Source organism: Streptomyces sp. NPDC048278, assembly GCF_040652195.1.
GTDB lineage: Bacteria > Actinomycetota > Actinomycetes > Streptomycetales > Streptomycetaceae > Streptomyces.
Genome location: NZ_JBEZLP010000010.1, coordinates 108078 through 126209, shown reverse-complemented (window position 1 = coordinate 126209; position 18132 = coordinate 108078). Strand labels below are relative to the sequence as shown.

The window sequence follows — 18132 nt, the reverse complement described above, 5'->3', positions numbered from 1 at the left end:
CGACGATGCGCTACGCAGACTTTTGCATTGTTTCATCGAAATATTGCAGAGTGATGTGAACCCGTCTACTGCCAGGACTGCACAAGTTTCACCAGAAGCACCCACGCATCGCCGGGTACCGGAGGGGCAGGCAGGAAAGTCGCACGCCGAACTTGCGCCCCAGGACGCAAGTGAGCGCAAGCAGTGCAAATTATTGCAGGGAAGGACGGCGAACGCCCCCGGACCTCGGCGGGTCCAGGGGCGTTCGGTTTGCTGCCGGCTGCGTCGTCGTCAGCCGCGCGGGCGCTCGAAGGTCAGGAGCAGGCCCTCGACGGCTCCGGGACCTATGCGGCCCTTGACGTCGGCGGAGGTGATGGCCTTGAGGGCCCAGCCGTCCTCGGCGTGCTTGTTGAGGACCTTCTCCAGCTTGTCGCTGTCCAGCGCGTCGCCGATCAGCGACTCCCGGAACGTGACGACCTTGTACTCGTAGGCGTAGGCACTGCTCATGACTTCGGGGTCCTCCTGCCGGCGGAGCCGGGTCGGGGTGGGAATCGGCCGGGGCCAGCCAATCATCCCCGCGTGCCATGGCGCAGCGCGGGCCCGGGTTTTCCTGCTTCAGGGGCGGTCCACGCGGAAGTGGTAGCAGCCGTATTCGACGGCACGCACGTGCACTTGGGCGGTCGCGGGGTCGGCGAAGGCCTCGGCCAAGGCGTGGGCGATGGCCGCCTGGGCGTCGTCGGGAAGCTCCAGGAGGCGACCGCCCGCGATGTGCCCCCGGCTGTCGTAGCGGCGCAGGACGCGCAGTGCGCCGGGGCGGGCCCACGGGTAGCCGGCGGGGTCCTCGCCGGCCGGCCCGCCGCAGTCCTCGGCGTGGACGAAGACCGGCCCCTGCTCGTCGTAGGCCCCGGGATCGGCGCCGGTCCGTGCCGCCCAACGGCGCAGCGGGGCGTAGGAGAGCAGGGCGATCCGGTCTCCCACGGTGCTGGATCGCAGGCAACAGCGCAGGGGCGCGCCGCCTTCGTCGTCCGTGTAGGGGCTCGGCGGCTTTCCGGCGTCGTCGCGGACGCGGAGCTCCTGGAGGGTCTCGGCGGGGATGGGAACGGGCGGGAAGGTCGTGGTCATGCGGTCCAGCGTGGCGCGGGGCGGGACGGGCCGCTGGCGGGTATCGGACGCCGATGTCCGTCCGGGACCGCCGTGCACCCCGGAGCGCGAAGAGGCGGGCCGGGGCGACCCGGCCCGCCTCCGCGAGGGGGACTTCACGCTTCGGGACCGGTGTCCGTCAGGGGAGCTTGATCAGCGAGTAGTCGTCGCAGTAACCGGCCGCCGAACCGGAGTTCTTGTAGCAGTAGACACCGGCGGAGGTGGTGGAGACGCCCGTGGTGAAGAAGAGGGGCTGCTGGGCGTAGGACGTGGTCGAGGCCCGCAGGTACGTCTCCGTACCGCCGAAGCTCTTCACGCCGACCGCGACCTCCTCACCGGCCGTGGCCACCTTGGCCCAGCCGACCAGCAGGTAGCTGCCGCTGGAGGTGAGACCGCTGACGGTCTGGATGGCGCCGCTGGCACTGACCCCGGTCTGGAGCGCGTAGGTGCCGGAGCGGGCGTTGGAGGCGACCACACTGGACGCCGTACCGGTGGACTGGGTCCAGGGGGTCAGCGCGCCGGTCTCGTAGCCGGGGTTGGTGACCGCGTTGGTGGCGGAGGACAGGGGCTCCACCGCGAGGTCGTCGCAGTAGCCCGCGCCGCTGCCGCCGGCGTTCTTCCAGCAGTAGACCGTGGCCGTGGTGGTCGAAGAGCCGGTGGTGAACAGGACGGCGGCCTGGCTGTAGGACGTGGTGGCGATGTTGGTGTAGGTCTCGGTCCCGCCGAAGTTCTTCACGCCGATCGCGAGGGTCTCGCCCGCGGTGGCGACCTTGGCCCAGCCGGTCAGCAGGTAGGTGGTGCCGGGGCTGAGCCCGGTCAGGGCCTGGTTGGCGCCGCTGCTGCCGGCGGTGGTGGTCAGCGCGTCGGCGCCCGTGCGGGCGTTGGCCGCGGTCACGGAGGAGGCGTTGCCGCTGGCCTCGGTCCAGGGGCTCAACGCGCCCGTCTCGAAGCCCGCGTTGGAGAGCAGGTTGCCGCCGGTGCCGTTGTACGCGCCGATGTTGGGGGCGGCCGTGGCGGAGACGGCGTTGCCGAAGGCGTCCTGGCCGCCGTTGGAGCCGATCACCGTGCCGGCCCGGATCGCCGGGGAGGACGCGTGCACCTGGTAGGCGTTCTTGCCGGTGTACGAGGACGAGGTGTTGGCGTTGCCCGGGTTGCGGAACTCGGGGTCGGCGGTCACCTTCGCGGCGTCGGTGGGCTCGCGGGAGGGGTGGTTGCCGTAGAAGAGGTTGTTGGAGTAGGTGGAGGTGCCGGTGGTGGTGAAGTAGTTGCCGGAGCCGTAGTTGAAGACCGCGTTGTTCTGGAAGGACAGGGCGCCGCTGATGGAGGTGCCGGAGCGGGAGTACAGGATCGGGGTGGACAGGCCGTCCCGGACGGAGAAGGTGTTGTTGTAGAACAGCGGAACCGCGCTTGAGCTGCCGCTCTGGTTCGGGACGCCGCCCACGAAGTGCAGGACCCCGCCGCCGTGGGTCTGGGTGCCGGAGGTGGGGCAGCCGGAGTTGCTGCCGTCGTTCTCGCTGATGTTGTAGCGGACCACGGTGCCGTCGCTGGGCACCGTCGAGGTGGGCTCGTTGGCGATGGTGAAGGGCGGCATCACCAGCAGGAAGCCGCCGAGGTTCTGGTGGCTGTAGTTGTACTGGAACGTGGTGTTGTGGTTGCCCCAGTCGACGTCGAAGCCGGTGCCGTCGGCGCCGTTGACGTGGCAGTAGACCTCGTTGTTCTGGACGACGGTGTTGCTGCTGCCGGACATCCAGATGCCGGCGGAGGCGCCGTTGCAGTACTGGCCGGACGGCGGGCAGGTGGACTTGGCGCCGCCGTAGCCCGCCTTGTTGCCGTCGATGAGGGCGCCGTCGTTCTTGACGACGAGGATGTCGTCGGCGCCGTCGTAGGTCATCGTGTTGTTGCGGATGACGGTGTTCGTGGTCAGACCGGTGCCCTGGCCGTCCCCGTCGGGGGTGACGGCCACCGCTATGCGGTCGACGTGGTCGAAGGTGTTGTTCTCGACGACCACGTCGTCCCAGGTGGAGACCGGGGTGGTGTGGTCGGTCTGGACGCCGACGCCCGCGTTGGTGGAGTACCAGCCGCCGCCGTAGCCCGCGATGTTGTGGATGTACATGTCGTGCACGCGGATGTGGTGCAGGACGCCGCCGGAGCTGTTCTCGGCGAGGACGCCGGAGCGGTAGGCCGGCGAGGAGGCGTTGTCGATCAGCTCCAGGCCGCCGATGTCCCAGTACTGCTGGTTGAGCAGCTTGATGACCGCGCCGGTGGCTCCGGCCGCGTCGATGACCGGCTTGGCGCCGGAGCCGTAGGCGCCGATCGAGATGTTGCTGCCCGAGGCTCCCGAGCCGCCCGGGGTGAGCTGGCCGGTGCAGGTGGTGCCGGCCTTGAACAGGATGCTGTCCCCGGCGGTGAAGGTGGTGCTGTTGACGCTGCCGACCGCGTTCCAGGGGCTGGACTGGGTGCCGCTGCCGTTGCCGGCGGCGGAGCAGTCGACGTAGTAGGTGGTACCCGCCGCCATGGCGGACTGGACCGGGAGCACCAGGGCTCCCGCCAGGGTGGCTAGCAGGGCCAGAAAGCGTACTGCCCGGCGGACCGGACGCGTCGGTCTGCGACTCTTCATCGCGACGCTCCTTGCTGGGTGATCGAACCCTCCGCGCCACGGGTTGTGACGCGGTCTCATGTGCACCGGGCGCGACGCCGTGGGGCTGCGGATGCGTCCGGAATCCGTGGCCGCCGTGCTGCGGAACGTTCAGCGCGCGGCAAGCGCGTCCGCGACGGAGGTCTCCAGGACGGGGGCCGACGTCTCCAGGACGGAGGCGTGCCGCATGCCCGGCGGGAAGGAGAGGGCGACCGGCTCCCACGCCACGCCGTCCCGGCTGCGGGCCGCCCCGTAACGTCCTTCCAGGAAGTGGTCGAAGATCATGATCCATTCGTCGCCGCGGCGGAACAGCGACGGTCCCTCCACCAGGGAAGGTGTCACCGGACCGGCGGGCGCGGCGTACGGGCCGCCGGGGCTGCCGAACGTGGTCAGGTGGATGTCCTTGTGCGCGGTGTCGAGGCCGTTGACCCCGCGCTCGTCCTTGAAGGCCATCAGAAAGCCGCCGCCGTCCAGCTCACGGACGGTGGCGTCGATGACGGAGTGGCCCGGGTCGAAGAAGACGCCGGGCTCGGAGTAGGTGCGGAAGTCCCGGGTGGTGCAGTGCCAGATGCGGTGGTCCTGGCTGATGTGCTCGAAGTCGCGGCCCGCGGCCGTGTGGCCCGGTTCGACGACGGACGACCAGATGAGGTGGTAGAGCCCGGTGGCGCGGTCCAGGAAGAACTCCGGGGCCCAGGCGTTGAGGGCGCCCGCCACCCGGGCCATCACCGGCACCAGCCGCTGCTCGGACCAGCTCACCAGGTCGGCCGAGGTGGCGTGGACGATGTACGGGCTCGTCCAGCCGTCGGTGGCCAGCAGATGGAACAGACCGTCGGGGCCGACCCCGATGAACGGGTCCCGCAGCCGGCCGGTACCGACGGTCCCCCGCAGGACGGGACGGCCACCGTTCACCGCCGTGAACTCCTCGCCGTCGTGACTGTAAGCGAGGTGCAGCGCCTCGTCCGCGTCGGTGAAATAGGAGACCACGTACATCGGTGGGGGTCCTTCCGGGATGTCGGGACGGGTGGCGGCAGGGCATGGCGGAACGGCCGGACGACGGTGCGGGGCACGGCGCCAGGGGGTGAACCGGGGTGCGGGGGTCAGGACTTGACGGCGCCGGCGGACAGGCCGGCGACCACGTGGCGCTGCAGGAAGACGAAGATCAGGAACAGTGGCAGGACACCGAGCAGGGCGGCCGGGAAGAGGGTGGTCGGCTGCACCGTGTGCGGGTCGATGAACGAGTACGCGTTCACCATGACCGTCCGCTTGTCGGGGTCCTGGAGGAACACCAGCGGGACGATCAGGTCGTTCCACACCTGGAGGGAGACGAAGGTCAGCAGCGTGCTGGTGATCGGGCGCAGCAGCGGCAGGACGACCGTGAAGAAGGTGCGCAGCGCGCCGCAGCCGTCCAGCGCGGCGGCCTCCTCCAGGTCCGGGGGGATCGAGCGGATGAAGCTGGTGTAGAAGAACACCGCGACCGGCAGGAACATCGCCGTGTAGACGAAGACCACGCCCGCGTAGTTGTCCAGCAGGTTCAGGTCCCGCATCAGCAGGTACAGCGGTGCCACGACCACGAAGACCGGCACCGAGGTGCCCACGATGAACAGCCGGTACACCCAGGTGGACCAGCCCTGGGAGATGCGGGCGAGCGGGTAGCTGGCCAGGGAGCCGAGCACGGTGATGCTCAGGCAGGACAGACCCGTGATGAGCAGGGTGTTCAGGGCGCTGCGGCCGTAGTGGATCTGCGAGAAGGCGGCGGAGAAGTTCTTCAGGGTGAAGGTGTGCGGGATGCCGAGCGGGGCGCGGGCCACGTCCGCCGCGGTCCGCAGCGAGGTGAGCACGGTGAACACGAAGGGCAGCACGAACACCAGCACGCCGAGGCAGAGCAGCGCGGTGCCCAGGCCGCCGAGGATCCGGCGCCGGGTGCTGCCGGAGCGGACGGGGGCGGCGCCGGCCGGTGGCCGGGACGCGGCGGGCCGGGCCTTGGTCTTGGCTTTGGCCTTGGGGGGCAGGGTGTGCGAGGTCATGGTCGTATCCGCCCGTCAGATTCGTCGCTCGCGCAGGCGGAGCAGGGAGGAGGTGGCGCTGGACAGGACGACCACGGTCACCAGGAGGAGTACGGAGATGGCGATGCCGAGGGCGAACTTCCCGCCGCCGAACACGTTCCGGTAGACGAGGGTGGTCAGGGTCTCGGTGGCGCCGGCCGGGCCGCCGTTGGTGAGCACCAGCGGGAACTCGAAGACCTTGAGGGAGCCGATGAGGCTGAGCGTCACGTTCACGGTGAGCGCCGGGGCCAGCATCGGCCACTCGATGGAGCGGAAGCGCCGCCAGCCGCCCGCGCCGTCGACCGCGGCGGCGTCGAGGAGTTCGGTGGGCAGGCTCATGTAGCCGGCCAGGAAGATGGCACAGGAGTAGCCCGCGAACATCCAGATGTTGACCGCGGCCACCGCGTACAGGGCGGTGGAGGTGTCGCCGAGCCAGACGTGCTCCAGCGAGTGCAGGCCGACCAGGCCGAGGAGGCCGTTGATGCCTCCGTCCGGGGCGAACAGGTACGACCAGATGAACGCGGCCATCACCGGTGACACCAGGGTCGGGGTCAGCAGCACCACGCTCAGCGCCTTGCGGACCTTCGGCCGGCGGAAGAGCAGGCTCGCGAAGAGCAGGCCGAGGCCGTTCTGGACGACCACGACGACGGCCGCGTACAGGACGGTGTGCCACAGGGCGGCGGTGACGTCCGGGTCGTCGGCCATGGCCCGGTACTGCTCGGTGCCGACGAAGTGGGCGATCGGTCCGCCGAGACTGTCGGTCATGCTCAGATAGACGCCGCGGGCCAGCGGATACAGCATGAAGGTGGCGTACACGGCGATCGCCGGAAGCAGGAAGGCGGCCATGGTGGCGCGCCGGCGATGGATCACAGGGGTCCTCCTCTTGCCCGGACGGCCGTGGCGGGGGCGGTCGGGAGCCGCCGGTCGCGCCCCGCCACGGTCGGCCAGGGGGCGGGTTACTTCGCGGACGCCGCGGTCTGGATGTCCTTGAGGGTCTGCGCGGCGGACGACTTGCCCAGCAGATAGGCCTGGATCTTGGAGCCGACGGCGGTCTCGGCGGTCGCGCCGTACCAGGAGTTGGAGGGCAGGATCCGGTAACGGCCGTCCTTGAAGGCCGTGGTGAACGCGGTGGTCTCGGTGCTCTCCGGCGTCGTGCCGCCCGTGAACGGCGACTCCGCGTGCTCGGCGTCGAGGTACTTGGCGAGGTTCTCGCTCTGCGACCAGAAGTCGACGTACTCGCGGGCCGCGTCACCCTGCTGCGACTGCGAGTTGACGGCCCACATCGTGCCGGAGAAGAGCATCCCGTTGGGCTCGGTGCCCGCGGCACCGCCCGGCCAGGGCGCGAACGAGACCGGGAAACCGGCCTTCGCGACGTTGGAGACCTGCCACGCGCCCTGGTACCAGAAGGCGCTCTTGCCGGCGCTGAAGTTCTGCGGGCCCTGGGACCACTCGTCGACGCCGAGCTCGTTCTTCCAGTCGACGTAGCCCTTGTCCTCCAGGGTCTTCAGCTGGTCCAGCGGGCCCTGCCAGTCCGGGTCGAAGGAGGCCTGGCCGCCGAGGAAGTCGGAGTCCCACTTCTTGTTCTTCTGGTAGACGACGGTCGATCCGCTCGCCTGGAACACCGAGCTGCCGGTCCAACCCGACTTGTCGGGAAGGGAGATGGGGTTGATGCCGGCCTTCTTGAGCTTGGCGAGGTCGGTGAGGAAGGTCGGCCAGTCGGCCGGGACCTCGGTGATGCCGGCCTTCTTCAGCAGGTCCATGTTGGCGTACAGGCCGATGCCGATCAGCTCCATCGGCATGGCGAGGGTCTTGCCGTCGGTCTGCGCGAAGGGCTTGGCGTCGGGGGCTATCTTGCTCGCCCAGGACTCCTGGGACAGGTCGGCGAGGTAGCCGGAGGCGCCCCACTTCTTCATCTTGTCCGTGTCGACCATGATCACGTCGCCGGCCTTGCCGCCCAGCAGCTCGGGCTGGAGCTTCTGGACGTAGGTGTCGTTCGCCGTGATGTACTCGAAGTCGATCTTTATCTTCGGGTGGGCCTTCTCGAACGCCTTGTTGATCTCCGCGACGTTCGCCGGCTCCGCACCGCCGCCCTTCCACGCCTGGACGTGCAGGGTCACCGTGCCGTCACCGGACGCGCCGCTCGACCCGCCTCCGCACGCGGCCAGCGACATCGCCATCGCGGCGGCCACCGCGGTGGCGACCGCGACACGTCTCCCGGAACGCTTCATTGCACACCTCACCCATCGTCGGTACGGACCGACTTGTCATGTCTGAAGGGATTGACCCGGTCGGCCTGCATCCGTGTGGGTACAGCGCCGATACGGCGGAAAGGAGGTCGGTGGACCCGAGTTGCGGCAATCGTTTCGTGCCGATGGCCGGGAACTGTAACGCAAAACTTAGGCGACATCTATACGTAACTTTCCGTGGCCGTCGCCCATGGCCCCGGCAGTCGTACACCCCGTGCCCACACGGGGTTTCGCTCGGGATCGCTCCAGCCTTATCGTTACAGTTTCCTGGAAGTTTTCCGGAGTACCATGGTTGGGTGAGCCGGCACGACGGAGTTCCGGTTTGGCCCATGTGCCGTACAGGCAGGAGGAGTTGGAGTGGCAGAGCGGGTGACCATCGCGCGGGTGGCCGCGGAGGCCGGCGTCTCCGCGATGACCGTGTCCAACGTCATGAACGGCAAGCCCGGGGCCTCCGAGGAGACCCGCCGCCGCGTCATGGAGGTCGCGGGCCGCCTCGGGTACCGGCCCAACATCTCGGCACGGAACCTCAAGGCCAGCCGCACCGGACTGATCGGGCTCATCGCCCTCGACCTCACCAGCCAGTACGGGCTGGAGATCCTGCGCGGCGTCGCCGACGAACTGGCCGACGCGGAACAGGAGTTGCTGGTCAACGCCTCGTACCACGACGCCGTACGCGAGAAGGACCGCATCGAGTTCCTGGGCCGCGGCCTAGTCGACGGCGTCCTGATGATCGCGCCGGTCCTGGAGGACGAGACAGTCGAGCTGCTGCGCCGCCAGACCCTGCCCTGCGTCATCATCGACCCGCGCCGTCTGGACGTACCCCTGCCCCGGCTGACCGTCGACAACTACCACGGCATGCGGCAGGGCACCCAGCACCTGATCGACCTCGGCCACACCCGGATCGCCTACCTCCGGGGCGAGGAGGACCTCGAAAGCACGTCCGTCCGCTTCCAGGGCTTCGAGGACGCGATGCGGCTGTCCGGGCTGGAGGTGGACGCACGCATGGTCGCGTCCTGCGACTTCTCCTACGCCTGCGGGTTCCGCACGGCCACCCGTCTGATCGCCGACCACGCCCCCACGGCGATCGTCGCCGGGGCCGACCTGATGGCGCTCGGCGCCGTCGACGCCGCGCGGGCCCACGGCCTCAAGGTTCCCGACGACTTCTCGGTCGTCGGCTTCGACGACCTCCCCCAGGCGGCGCAGAGCTTCCCCGGCCTGACCACCGTGCGCCAGCCCCTGCACGACATGGGCCAGAAGGCGGCCCGCGCGCTGCTCTCCCTCGTCGAGGGCCAGAAACTTCTCATGGAGCACATCGAGGTCGGCACGCAGCTCGTGATCCGCAACTCCACGGCCCCGCCCTCCGCCACCCCCGCCTCCTGAACGGATCGGGACCGGCCCGGCCGGGGGCGGACCGGGCCGGGGGCAGGCGGTTCCTCAGTCCGCCGGCCGGACGGCGGTGGGGGTCGGGTGCGCGGGCCGGAGTGTCCCGGAGGGCAGTGCCCACACCAGGCCGAGCAGTGCGCCCGCGGTGGCGATCCAGAGGGTGGGGCGCAGGCCGATCGCGGAGCCGAGCCAGCCGCCTGCGAGTGCGCCGACGGGGCGGATGCCGTAGCCGAAGAGGCGGGCGGCTCCCGCGACGCGGGATCGCAGGGTGTCGGGGATCAGCGACGCGGTCAGGGAGCCGCCGGCGATGTCCAGGAGCATGACGCCGAATCCGGAGCCGAACTCCGCCAGCAGCAGGCATGCCGCCGTGACGGGAACGGGGCCCCGTGCCAGCGGGACCAGGACGAGTGGCGCCGGGAAGGCGAAGAGGCCGAGGAGTGCCGCCCGCCCGGTTCCGAGCCCCCGCACGATCCTGCCCGTCAGCAGGGCTCCGAGCACCGAGCCGACGGCGCCGCAGCCGAGCACGGCGCCCAGGAGGCCCGGGCCGAGACCGAGTTCGGTGGTGGCGTAGAGGACGAAGACCGCCTGGAAGGCGAAGTTGAACAGGTTGAGCGTGGTCACCGCCCCGTAGTAGCCGCGCAGGATCCGGGACCGCCCGAGGTGGCGGAAACCGGCCGTGAGGCCGCCCTCGGCGTGGGTGGCGGCCGGTGGCTCGACGGGACGGATCCGGGACAGTTGCCAGGCCGAGGCCAGGTAGGAGGCGGTGTCGGCGAGCAGCGCGACGGGGGCGGACAGGAGTTGCACCAGCAGTCCCGCAGCGCTGGTGCCGCCCATGAAGGACATGGCCCGGCTGCCGTTGAGCAGTGAGTTTCCCTCGACGTAGCGGTCGGCGGGCACCAGGGAGACGAACAGCGCGGCGTCGCACACGTCGAAGAGCACGCTCAGGGTGCCGGCCGTGAACGCGACGGCGTAGAGCTGGCCGAGGCCCAGCAGGCCCAGCGCCCAGGCGACCGGGACCGAGGCCAGGGTCAGCGCCCGCCCGAGGTCGGCGGCGATCATCATGCGCCGGCGTCGCCCGCTGCGGTCCGCCCGGACGCCGGCGTGCACGGAGAACAGCAGGTTCGGCAGGAGCCCGGCGGCCGTCAGCCACCCCATCTGGGCCGGGCCCGCGTCCAGGGTCAGGACGGCGAGCAGGGGCAGGGCGATCTGGGTGATCCGGTCGCCGAAGAGCGAGACGGTCTGACCGGTCCAGTAGCGGCGGAAGGCCTGCTCGCGCAGGAGGGCGGGTAACCGCCCGGCCGCGGTCACGCGGGCGGTTCTTCCGCCTCGCCCCGGGCCGGCGTGCCGAACTCCCGTGCCGGGTGCCCGAAGTGGACGTACGACACGCGGCGGGCCGCGGCGGGGCGCTGTCCCGGATCCTCGGTGCGGCGGATGTAGGGCCGGAGCAGCTCCCACACCTTCTCGTCGAGTTCCTTGAGCTCGGCGGCGGTGACGAAGATCGTGGCGTCCCCCAGCGGCGCCGCCTCCTGCCAGTCGGCGGGCTCGGTGTGCCGGTTCTCCAGCCAGCGGCTCGCCTCCGTGAAGTACCGCTCGACGACCGCGAGGCTGAGTGCGGTGGCGGCCTCCCGCACCTCGGGGTCCGCCGTGTAGCCGGGCCAGGAGGTGAACGACGCCGTCGCCCGCCAGGGTTTCTCCCGGCCCCGTCCGTCGCCGGTCTGCTCGGCGAGCCCGTACTTGGCCAGCATCCGCAGGTGGTACGAGCAGCCGGCCACCGACTCCCCCGTCAGCTCGGCCGCCCGGGTCGCGGTCATCGCGCCTTCCCTGCGCAGCAGCCCGATGAGCGTCAGGCGGAACGGATGGGCGTACGCGCGGAGCGCACGCGGGTCGGTGAGCTGTCTCCGGTCCATGATGTAAAGATATCTTTCTAAAGAAACCTTTACAAGCGCTCGGCCCTGGCGTTACTCGCAGTTCGTGTTGTTTTGATCACTTTTATCCCTTCGGTGAGCAGGGTATTTGTGTTACTCATGAGATGTGCGGGAGAGGGTTCTGCGGACCCGACCGCATGGACTCGGGAAGATCTGCCGGTACGCGCCGGAGTCAGCGAGCTGTGTGAGCTGCATGGACCCCACACCCTCCTCTGCTTCGCCGTTCGACACGGTCAGCGGCGCCCTGGGGGACTACATCCCGAAGGGCGGAGCGACGGTGGTGGGCAGGCAGCACTCCTCGGGGGCCGACGGCGAGGCCGAGGACGGGGAGCAGATCCTCGGGGTGGTCGGTCTCCGCCCGGATCTGCGGGTCAGCGGCTCCAATCTGGACGCCTCCCCGTTCGCGGGGGTGAGCGCCCCGCCGGGGAGCGCCTTCGCCGATCTGCTGCCGCCCGGGGACGTACCGACGGTCACGCAACGGCTGCGGCGGGTCCTGAAGACGCGGGAGGCGCATGTCGCCCGGGTCCAGCGGCTGCGGCGGGACGACGGGACGGAGCTGGTGGTCTCGATGAGCATCCTGCCGGCCGCGCCGCCGGAGGAGGGCCTGACGGTCTCGCTGATCGCCATGGCCAAGCGGCTGCACCTGTACGCCTCGGCCACCGCGATCGGCACGTCCCTGGACATCGGGGAGACCGCCCAGTCACTGGCCCAGTCCCTGCTGGCCTGGGGGGACGTGGCCGCCGTCAACCTCGACTACGCCGTATGGACCGGCGAGGCCGTCACCGAGCAGGCGCAGGACCGGATCCGGCTGCGGCGCGCGGCCCTGGTGCCGGACCGGGCCTGGCCGGAGGGGTATCTGACGCCCGGGGACAACCTCCCCCGTGAGGCGAGCCGCCTGCTGGCCGGCGCGGTCATGCGCGACGACGTTCCCCACGCGGTCGTCTTCCCCGACCGTGCGGCGATCGAACGGGCGCTGGACGATCCCCGTCTGGTGCGCGCCCTGGTGCCCGGCAACCGGCCGGTGAGCGTCGCCTGCATACCGCTGGTCGTGGAGGGACCGGAGGGCGCGCCAAGACCCATCGTGCTGGGCGTGACGGAGGTCTGGCGGCGCCCGGAGTGCCTCTTCGGCGACGCCGAACTGCTCGACCTCCAGGAACTCGTGGCCAAGACCGCCCGGCACGTGGACCTGGCCCGCCAGCACCAGCGTGAGCACGCCCAGGTCCTGGCGTTGCAGCGGCGGCTGCTGCCGCGGACCGGCAGCGACACCATCGAGGTCGCCAGTGTGTACGAGCCCACCACCCCGGACAGCGCGGGCGTCGGCGGTGACTGGGTGAACAGCTTTCCGCTGCCGGGGGACCGTACCGCGCTGGTGGTCGGTGACGTCGTCGGGCACGGCCTGGGGGCCGCGGCGGCCATGGGCCAGCTGAGCATGGAGGCGCGGGCCCTGCTGTCGGCGGGGCTGGGACCCGGGGAGGTGCTGGAGCGGCTGGACGAGACCGTCACCCTGCTGGACGACACGGACGCGGGCCTCGCCGCCGGGTACAGCGCGCTGGGCTCGACGTGCTGCATCGCGGTCTACGATCCGGTCGACCACCGGGTGCTGATCTCCAACGCCGGCCACCTGCCCCCGGTCCTGGTGCATCCCGACGGTTTCGCGGAGACGGTCGCGGCGCAGCCGCACCCGGCCCTCGGGGCGGAGTTCGTCGTACGGGAGCCGTTCGAGGTGCACGAGTTCGCCGCGCCGCCCGGTTCGCTCCTCGTCCTCTACACCGACGGCCTGGTGGAGGATCCGGCGGTCTCGATCGACGACGGCATCGGGCGGCTGACGGACGTGGTGCGCGACGTGCATCCCTGGGACGATCTGCAGCAGGCCGCGCGTCGCGTGGTCGCCCGGCTGGGTCCCCAGGAGCCGCTGCGCGACGACGTCACCCTGCTGCTGGCCCGGATGGCCGGGCGGCGCGGCCGGGACACCGCCACCTATCGGCTGCCCGCCCGTGACGACACCTCCGCCCGGGCCCGTGCCCTGGCCTCGCCCCTCCTGCGCCGTTGGCACATGGGCGCACAGGCCCGGGACAGCGCGCTGCTGGTGATCAGCGAACTGGTCACCAACGCCGTCCGGTTCGGCACCGGGCCGGTGACGGTGCGGCTGGTGCACGCCGGGAACCGGCTGACCTGCGAGGTCGGCGACACCGGCAACGGCCGGCCTCGGCTGCGCCGCGGTGACCCGCTCGACGACGGCGGGCGGGGCCTGCACGTCGTCCACAAGCTGACCACGCGCTGGGGGGTGCGGTGGACCGACACCGGCAAGGCCGTCTGGGCGGAACTGGAGGGATAGCGCCGGTGCCGCGCCGGAACCGGCACCGGCGGCCCGCAGCCGCCTACAGCCACTCCCCTTCGAGGGCCGTGGCCGTCAGTCCGGGCGCGGCGGCGTACAGCACCGTCCGGCTGCCGGACTTCTGTCCCGCGTCGTGCGCGCGGCGCAGGATGTCGAGTACGGCGGCACCGCCGCGGTTGCCGGTGGTGTAGCTGTCGCGGCTGTAGGCCAGCAGCCCCTCCGGCCACGTGTCGGGCATCGTCTGCTCCATGTACTCGAGGACCCGCGTGCCGCCGGGATGCGCGAGCAGCAGATCGGGATGCCAGGGCTCCCCGTCGTCCCGGTGCCGCGCGCCCAGCCACTGCCACATCGCGGCCACCGTCTCCTGTACGGCGCGCGGTCCCCGGCGGTCCATCACGAAGTGCGTGCCGTCCTCCCGGGTCTCCAGCCGGTGCAGGTCGGTGGTGCCGGGCAGGGTGTGGTGCCAGGCCGCGTCCAGGCGCAGCACCGACTCCGGCCGGGGGCGGCCGGTGACCGCCACGGCGACCGCGGTGTCCGCGAAGAGCAGCCGCACGATCAGTGACTCCAGCGTGTCGTCGGCAGGCTGGTAGGTGGTGCTCAGCGCCTCCGATATCACGACCAGCACCACCCGGTCGGGGTCCGCGGCGACGAGGTCGGCCGCCAGTGCCAGGGACCGGGTGCCGGCGATGCAGGCCCACTGGGTGGCCGGCAGCAGCAGGACGTCGTTGCGCAGCCCGAGTCGGTTGAGGAGGGAGAGGTCGAGACCCGGCAGGGCCGGGGTGGTGGAGTGACTGGTGATCAGGCAGTCGACGTCGGTGGTGTCGAGTCCGCCGGCCCGGAGGGCGTCACGCGCCGCGCGTTCCCCGTACGACTGCACGGCCGCCCAGGCCGGCGCGGTGCGCTCCTGGACGGTCTGCGGCGCGGGTATCGCCTCCAGCGCGGCGATCGCGCGGTTCACCTCCTGCTCGGTGAACCCCTGGTGGGCCAGTGCCGCACGGGCCGGGCCGGCGCCCGGAGTTCGCAGGCCCGTACCGCCGCCGGGCCCGGTGGCCGTCTCCAGCGGCAGCATCCAGCCGCGGGTGTCGATCCCCGTGCTCCCGGCGATGCCGTCGATCCGGGAGAGCCACGGCGCCTGCGGGTGCCGTCCCCGCACCTCGGCGAGGATCTCGCCGGTCTGCACGGCATGTTCGCCTTGTACGACGGCTGGAGGAGTCAGATAGGCGCCCATAGCACGCATCTTTCACAGAAAGCCGGTAAATGAGTTAAGTGTCCGAAATAGGCCCGATTGACCAGACCTGGGGTCAAGACACCGTCATTGCAATGTACTTCGCATTCGACAACCTCGGGGTTTCCCCATGTACCCGGAAAGCGACGACAGTTCCTTCCGGCACTTGCGTGACAGGAGTACACAACCACCCGGTATAGATCGTTGCTGCGCAAACTCCTTATGCCTCAGGGAAGTTGAGCGCCGTACGAATCGAGCGGCAGCCCGAGACCTACGCCACCCATGAGGTGCGTCACAGTCGCGCCGGGCGCGGGTGGGTCAACCGGCGGGCGGCCTGGGGCTCATGGGGTGTGCGACGGCGCACTTTTCGAACGAATCGCGCCACCCCGCGCTCCGCACATGCTTCATCACCTCCGCCGGAGATCCCGACGTCAGCCCCGCGCACCGCGGACCGCCCGCACCGAGTCCGGCCGCACCCCTGGCGGACAACGCCCACGTCGGAGACCATGGCGCCCTGCCCACCCGGCCGCTCCCCCAGGAGACGGCACCCCGGACGACCGGCGCATACGGCTTCCCCCGAGCTCCCGGCCGCACACCGTGCGACCGTTCGAACCGCTCTCCCCGCTCGCGACCCGTCACGGCCGGGTCCGCGGTCCCCATCGAGGAGTTGCCGAAATGTCCTACGATGCCCCTGATTTACCCTCGGACTGGTTTCCCGATCCGGCCCCGGACCGGATTCCCCACGAGCGTCCGGCCCCGACCTGGTCGACCGGCGAACAGCCGTACGACGCCTCTTCGGCGGGCCCTCGGTCCGGTGCCCACCGCACCCTGCGCCTGCTGCGGCGGGCACACCGCTGGCACCGGCGGGTGGCGACCGTCACCGCGCTCGGCTACTTCGCCGCCTTCCTGACGCTCACCGTCAAGGCACCGTCGCTGATGGCCCGCCCCGGCCCCGGCGGGCTGCCCACCGGACTGGTCCTCGCCCTCGTCCAGATCCCCGTGACCTGGCTGGCGGTCCTCCTGCACGAAGCCGCCGCGCACCGCTTCGTGGATCCCCTGGCGCGGCGCGCCCGCCGTCAGACGGGCGCGGCCGGCGCGGACCGGGAGCAGGCGCCGTGACCGGGTTGGGCGGCTCCGCCCAGTCCTGGTCCCTCGTCGCGTTCTGCTCGGTCGTCGCCCTCACCCTGCTGCTGTGCGTGCTCACCGGCCCGGAGGCGGACGACCTCGCGGAGTTCTACACCGGCTACCGGTCCCTGTCGCCGTTGCGCAACGGGCTGGCCATCGCCGGCGACTACATCTCCGCCGCCACCGTCCTCACCATCGGGGGGATCATCGCCCTGTGCGGCTACGACGGCATCGTCCTCGCCCTCAGTGCTCTGCTGTCCCTGCTGTTGCTGATGTTCCTGCTGGCCGAACCCCTCCACAACACCGGCCGCTACACCATGGGCGACGCGCTGGCCCGCCGCCACCCGGCCCGGTCGGTCCGCGTCACGGCCTGCCTGGTCACCCTCGCCGCACTCGTCCCGATGATGGTCGTCCAGCTCGCCGGTGTCGGTGAACTCCTGGCGTACGTCCTCGGGTTCTCCGACACGGGCATGCAGGACGGGTGCGTGGCAGGCGCCGGTGTCCTCATGATCAGTTATGCGGCGCTCGGCGGGATGCCCGGCACCGCGCTGGTCCAGATCTTCAAGACCGTGGCGCTGCTCGGCTCGGGGCTGGTGGTGAGCGTGCTGATCCTGCGTACGTTCGACTGGCAGCCCCAGGCGCTGTTCCATGCGGCGGCCGGGCGGAGCGGGGCCGGTGACGCCTATCTGACCTGGGGGCTGCAGTACTCCAGCAGCCCCCATCCGGCCCTGGACATGGCCAGTACCCAGTGCGCCATCGTGCTGGGCGGCGCCTGCCTGCCGCACGTCACCATGCGGATGTACACGGCGGGCACCCCGCGCCAGGTCCGCCGGGCGATGTCCTGGGCGGTCTCGTCGGTGACCCTCTTCATCCTCCTGCTCACGCTGATCTGCACCGGCGCGACCGCGCTGGTCGGTCACGACCGCATCGCCGCGGCCGACGCGCACGGCACGACCGCCTACCTGCTGGGCGCCCGTGCCGCGTTCGGAGCGGAGCTGTCCCGGCCGGAGAGTCTGCTCTTCGCCACCGTCACCACCGCCGTCTTCCTCACGCTGCTCGCCTCCGTCGCGAGCATGACGCTGGCCTGCGCCAACACCCTCGCCCACGACCTGACGGCGTCCCGCGCCACTCCCCCGGCACCGGCCCGGGAGCTCACCCTCGCCCGGTGCAGCGCCCTCGCCGTGGGCATCCCGACCATCCTGCTGGCCGTCCTCGCCCAGCACCGCAGCCTCCAGCCCCTGGCGACGGTCTCCTTCACCCTGGGCGCCTCCGCCATCGCCCCGGCGCTCATCTACACCCTCTTCTGGCGCCGCTTCACGCGCACGGCGCTGGTGGCCACCCTCGTGGTGGGCTCGCTGACGGTGCTCGCCCTGGCCCCCGGCACCACCCTGGTCTCCGGGACACCGCTGTCCGCCTTCCCCGACGCGGACTTCGCCTGGTTCCCCTACAACACGCCCGCGCTGGTCTCCGTGCCCGCGGGCTTCCTCGCCGGCTGGCTCACCACCGTCCTGGCCGGCAGGCGGTCCGCCGACCGCGAACGCAGCCGGTACGCGTCCCACGAGCGCCACCTGCTCACCGGTCCGCCGCCACGCCGCTCGCCCCGGTAGGGGCCGGAGGGCGGCGCACCGCGGGTGCGGCCGGGCGGGGTCGTCCCCCGACCCGGGCCGCGGGGCGGGAACCGGGTCGGGGCCGGGCGGATCTTTCGGCCTGTCCGACGGACGGACCTGTTCGGCGTACGAACCTGTTCGGTGGTCCGGTCTACTTGGCCGGGGCCCGGTCCTGGAGGCCGGTGGTCATGGACGTGGCGGCTGCGTTGAGCCCCGCGACCGCGGCCTTGGGCAGCGCCCCGGCGACCTTGGTGGCGAGGTCGCGGGAGGGGCCGGGGCCGGTTCCGTCCGCGTGGGCAGGGGCGGCGAGAGCCACGCCCGTCAGAGCGAGCGCGGCGGCAGTGATGATCCTCTTCATGCCCTGAGGAACGACCGTCCCCGGCCGGGGACACGACCGGCGGCGGCCGACCTCGGAAAACGCCGCCGGCCCCCGAGTGGCGGCTCCGGCCCGGTGGGACCACGCTGGATGCCGGAGAGCCGGGCCGGGCCC

General features: G+C 71.2%; 15 protein-coding genes. 4 read left to right on the top strand and 11 right to left on the bottom strand.

The annotated features are described in order from the left end of the window. Nucleotides 1–270: 270 nt before the first annotated feature. The 7 genes from AB0D74_RS19435 to AB0D74_RS19405 form a co-directional block, all read right to left on the bottom strand. The gene (locus AB0D74_RS19435) at nucleotides 271–486 is read right to left on the bottom strand and encodes a DUF4177 domain-containing protein (protein ID WP_089106991.1); all 216 of its coding nucleotides are present in this window, start codon (nucleotides 484–486) and stop codon (nucleotides 271–273) included. 108 nt (nucleotides 487–594) lie between these two features. After that, complete coding sequence (locus AB0D74_RS19430) at nucleotides 595–1101, bottom strand: DUF1203 domain-containing protein (RefSeq protein WP_362587887.1); 507 nt, start codon at nucleotides 1099–1101, stop codon at nucleotides 595–597. Between the two features lie 157 nt (nucleotides 1102–1258). Continuing rightward, nucleotides 1259–3736: a carbohydrate binding domain-containing protein gene (locus AB0D74_RS19425; protein ID WP_362587884.1), complete on the bottom strand. Its 2478-nt coding sequence runs from the start codon at nucleotides 3734–3736 to the stop codon at nucleotides 1259–1261. A gap of 129 nt (nucleotides 3737–3865) precedes the next feature. Next, the gene (locus tag AB0D74_RS19420) at nucleotides 3866–4744 is read right to left on the bottom strand and encodes a glycoside hydrolase family 43 protein (RefSeq protein WP_362587881.1); all 879 of its coding nucleotides are present in this window, start codon (nucleotides 4742–4744) and stop codon (nucleotides 3866–3868) included. A gap of 107 nt (nucleotides 4745–4851) precedes the next feature. Next, nucleotides 4852–5778: a carbohydrate ABC transporter permease gene (locus tag AB0D74_RS19415; protein WP_362587878.1), complete on the bottom strand. Its 927-nt coding sequence runs from the start codon at nucleotides 5776–5778 to the stop codon at nucleotides 4852–4854. Between the two features lie 15 nt (nucleotides 5779–5793). Further along, the gene (locus tag AB0D74_RS19410) at nucleotides 5794–6666 is read right to left on the bottom strand and encodes a sugar ABC transporter permease (protein WP_362587875.1); all 873 of its coding nucleotides are present in this window, start codon (nucleotides 6664–6666) and stop codon (nucleotides 5794–5796) included. 86 nt (nucleotides 6667–6752) lie between these two features. Further along, nucleotides 6753–8024, bottom strand: a complete 1272-nt coding sequence (locus AB0D74_RS19405; protein WP_362587872.1) for an extracellular solute-binding protein — start codon at nucleotides 8022–8024, stop codon at nucleotides 6753–6755. A 375-nt stretch (nucleotides 8025–8399) separates the two neighbouring features. On the opposite strand from AB0D74_RS19405, the gene AB0D74_RS19400 reads away from it, so the two are divergent. Further along, nucleotides 8400–9422 carry a LacI family DNA-binding transcriptional regulator gene (locus AB0D74_RS19400; protein WP_362587869.1) on the top strand — a complete coding sequence of 341 codons (1023 nt, stop codon included), beginning with the start codon at nucleotides 8400–8402 and terminating at the stop codon, nucleotides 9420–9422. Nucleotides 9423–9476: 54 nt separating this feature from the next. Here the strand turns inward: AB0D74_RS19400 and AB0D74_RS19395 are convergent, their stop codons facing one another. Continuing rightward, nucleotides 9477–10733, bottom strand: coding sequence for an MFS transporter (locus AB0D74_RS19395; protein ID WP_362587866.1), 1257 nt, complete (start codon nucleotides 10731–10733; stop codon nucleotides 9477–9479). Then, on the bottom strand, nucleotides 10730–11332 hold the full coding sequence (locus AB0D74_RS19390) for a helix-turn-helix domain-containing protein (RefSeq protein WP_362587863.1): 603 nt from the start codon (nucleotides 11330–11332) through the stop codon (nucleotides 10730–10732). The genes AB0D74_RS19395 and AB0D74_RS19390 overlap by 4 nt, the downstream gene beginning before the upstream one ends. Nucleotides 11333–11543: 211 nt before the next feature. Between AB0D74_RS19390 and AB0D74_RS19385 the strand changes: the two genes are divergently transcribed. Continuing rightward, complete coding sequence (locus AB0D74_RS19385; protein WP_362587860.1) at nucleotides 11544–13685, top strand: ATP-binding SpoIIE family protein phosphatase; 2142 nt, start codon at nucleotides 11544–11546, stop codon at nucleotides 13683–13685. Nucleotides 13686–13728: 43 nt separating this feature from the next. Here the strand turns inward: AB0D74_RS19385 and AB0D74_RS19380 are convergent, their stop codons facing one another. Next, on the bottom strand, nucleotides 13729–14913 hold the full coding sequence (locus AB0D74_RS19380; protein ID WP_362587857.1) for a type III polyketide synthase: 1185 nt from the start codon (nucleotides 14911–14913) through the stop codon (nucleotides 13729–13731). 672 nt (nucleotides 14914–15585) lie between these two features. On the opposite strand from AB0D74_RS19380, the gene AB0D74_RS19375 reads away from it, so the two are divergent. Beyond that, on the top strand, nucleotides 15586–16029 hold the full coding sequence (locus AB0D74_RS19375; protein ID WP_362587854.1) for a DUF485 domain-containing protein: 444 nt from the start codon (nucleotides 15586–15588) through the stop codon (nucleotides 16027–16029). Beyond that, on the top strand, nucleotides 16026–17642 hold the full coding sequence (locus AB0D74_RS19370) for a cation acetate symporter (RefSeq protein ID WP_362587851.1): 1617 nt from the start codon (nucleotides 16026–16028) through the stop codon (nucleotides 17640–17642). The genes AB0D74_RS19375 and AB0D74_RS19370 overlap by 4 nt, the downstream gene beginning before the upstream one ends. Before the next feature lie 151 nt (nucleotides 17643–17793). Here AB0D74_RS19370 and AB0D74_RS19365 read toward each other — a convergent pair whose 3' ends face one another. Next, nucleotides 17794–18000, bottom strand: a complete 207-nt coding sequence (locus AB0D74_RS19365; protein ID WP_362587848.1) for a hypothetical protein — start codon at nucleotides 17998–18000, stop codon at nucleotides 17794–17796. Between the last annotated feature and the right edge of the window lie 132 nt (nucleotides 18001–18132).

Coding starts and splice junctions, on each gene's coding strand:
- AB0D74_RS19365 (WP_362587848.1), bottom strand. CDS start 18,000: ATGAAGAGGATCATCACTGCCGCCGCGCTCGCTCTGACGGGCGTGGCT.
- AB0D74_RS19380 (WP_362587857.1), bottom strand. CDS start 14,913: ATGGGCGCCTATCTGACTCCTCCAGCCGTCGTACAAGGCGAACATGCC.
- AB0D74_RS19405 (WP_362587872.1), bottom strand. CDS start 8,024: ATGAAGCGTTCCGGGAGACGTGTCGCGGTCGCCACCGCGGTGGCCGCC.
- AB0D74_RS19390 (WP_362587863.1), bottom strand. CDS start 11,332: ATGGACCGGAGACAGCTCACCGACCCGCGTGCGCTCCGCGCGTACGCC.
- AB0D74_RS19420 (WP_362587881.1), bottom strand. CDS start 4,744: ATGTACGTGGTCTCCTATTTCACCGACGCGGACGAGGCGCTGCACCTC.
- AB0D74_RS19435 (WP_089106991.1), bottom strand. CDS start 486: ATGAGCAGTGCCTACGCCTACGAGTACAAGGTCGTCACGTTCCGGGAG.
- AB0D74_RS19415 (WP_362587878.1), bottom strand. CDS start 5,778: ATGACCTCGCACACCCTGCCCCCCAAGGCCAAAGCCAAGACCAAGGCC.
- AB0D74_RS19375 (WP_362587854.1), top strand. CDS start 15,586: ATGTCCTACGATGCCCCTGATTTACCCTCGGACTGGTTTCCCGATCCG.
- AB0D74_RS19430 (WP_362587887.1), bottom strand. CDS start 1,101: ATGACCACGACCTTCCCGCCCGTTCCCATCCCCGCCGAGACCCTCCAG.
- AB0D74_RS19425 (WP_362587884.1), bottom strand. CDS start 3,736: ATGAAGAGTCGCAGACCGACGCGTCCGGTCCGCCGGGCAGTACGCTTT.
- AB0D74_RS19385 (WP_362587860.1), top strand. CDS start 11,544: ATGGACCCCACACCCTCCTCTGCTTCGCCGTTCGACACGGTCAGCGGC.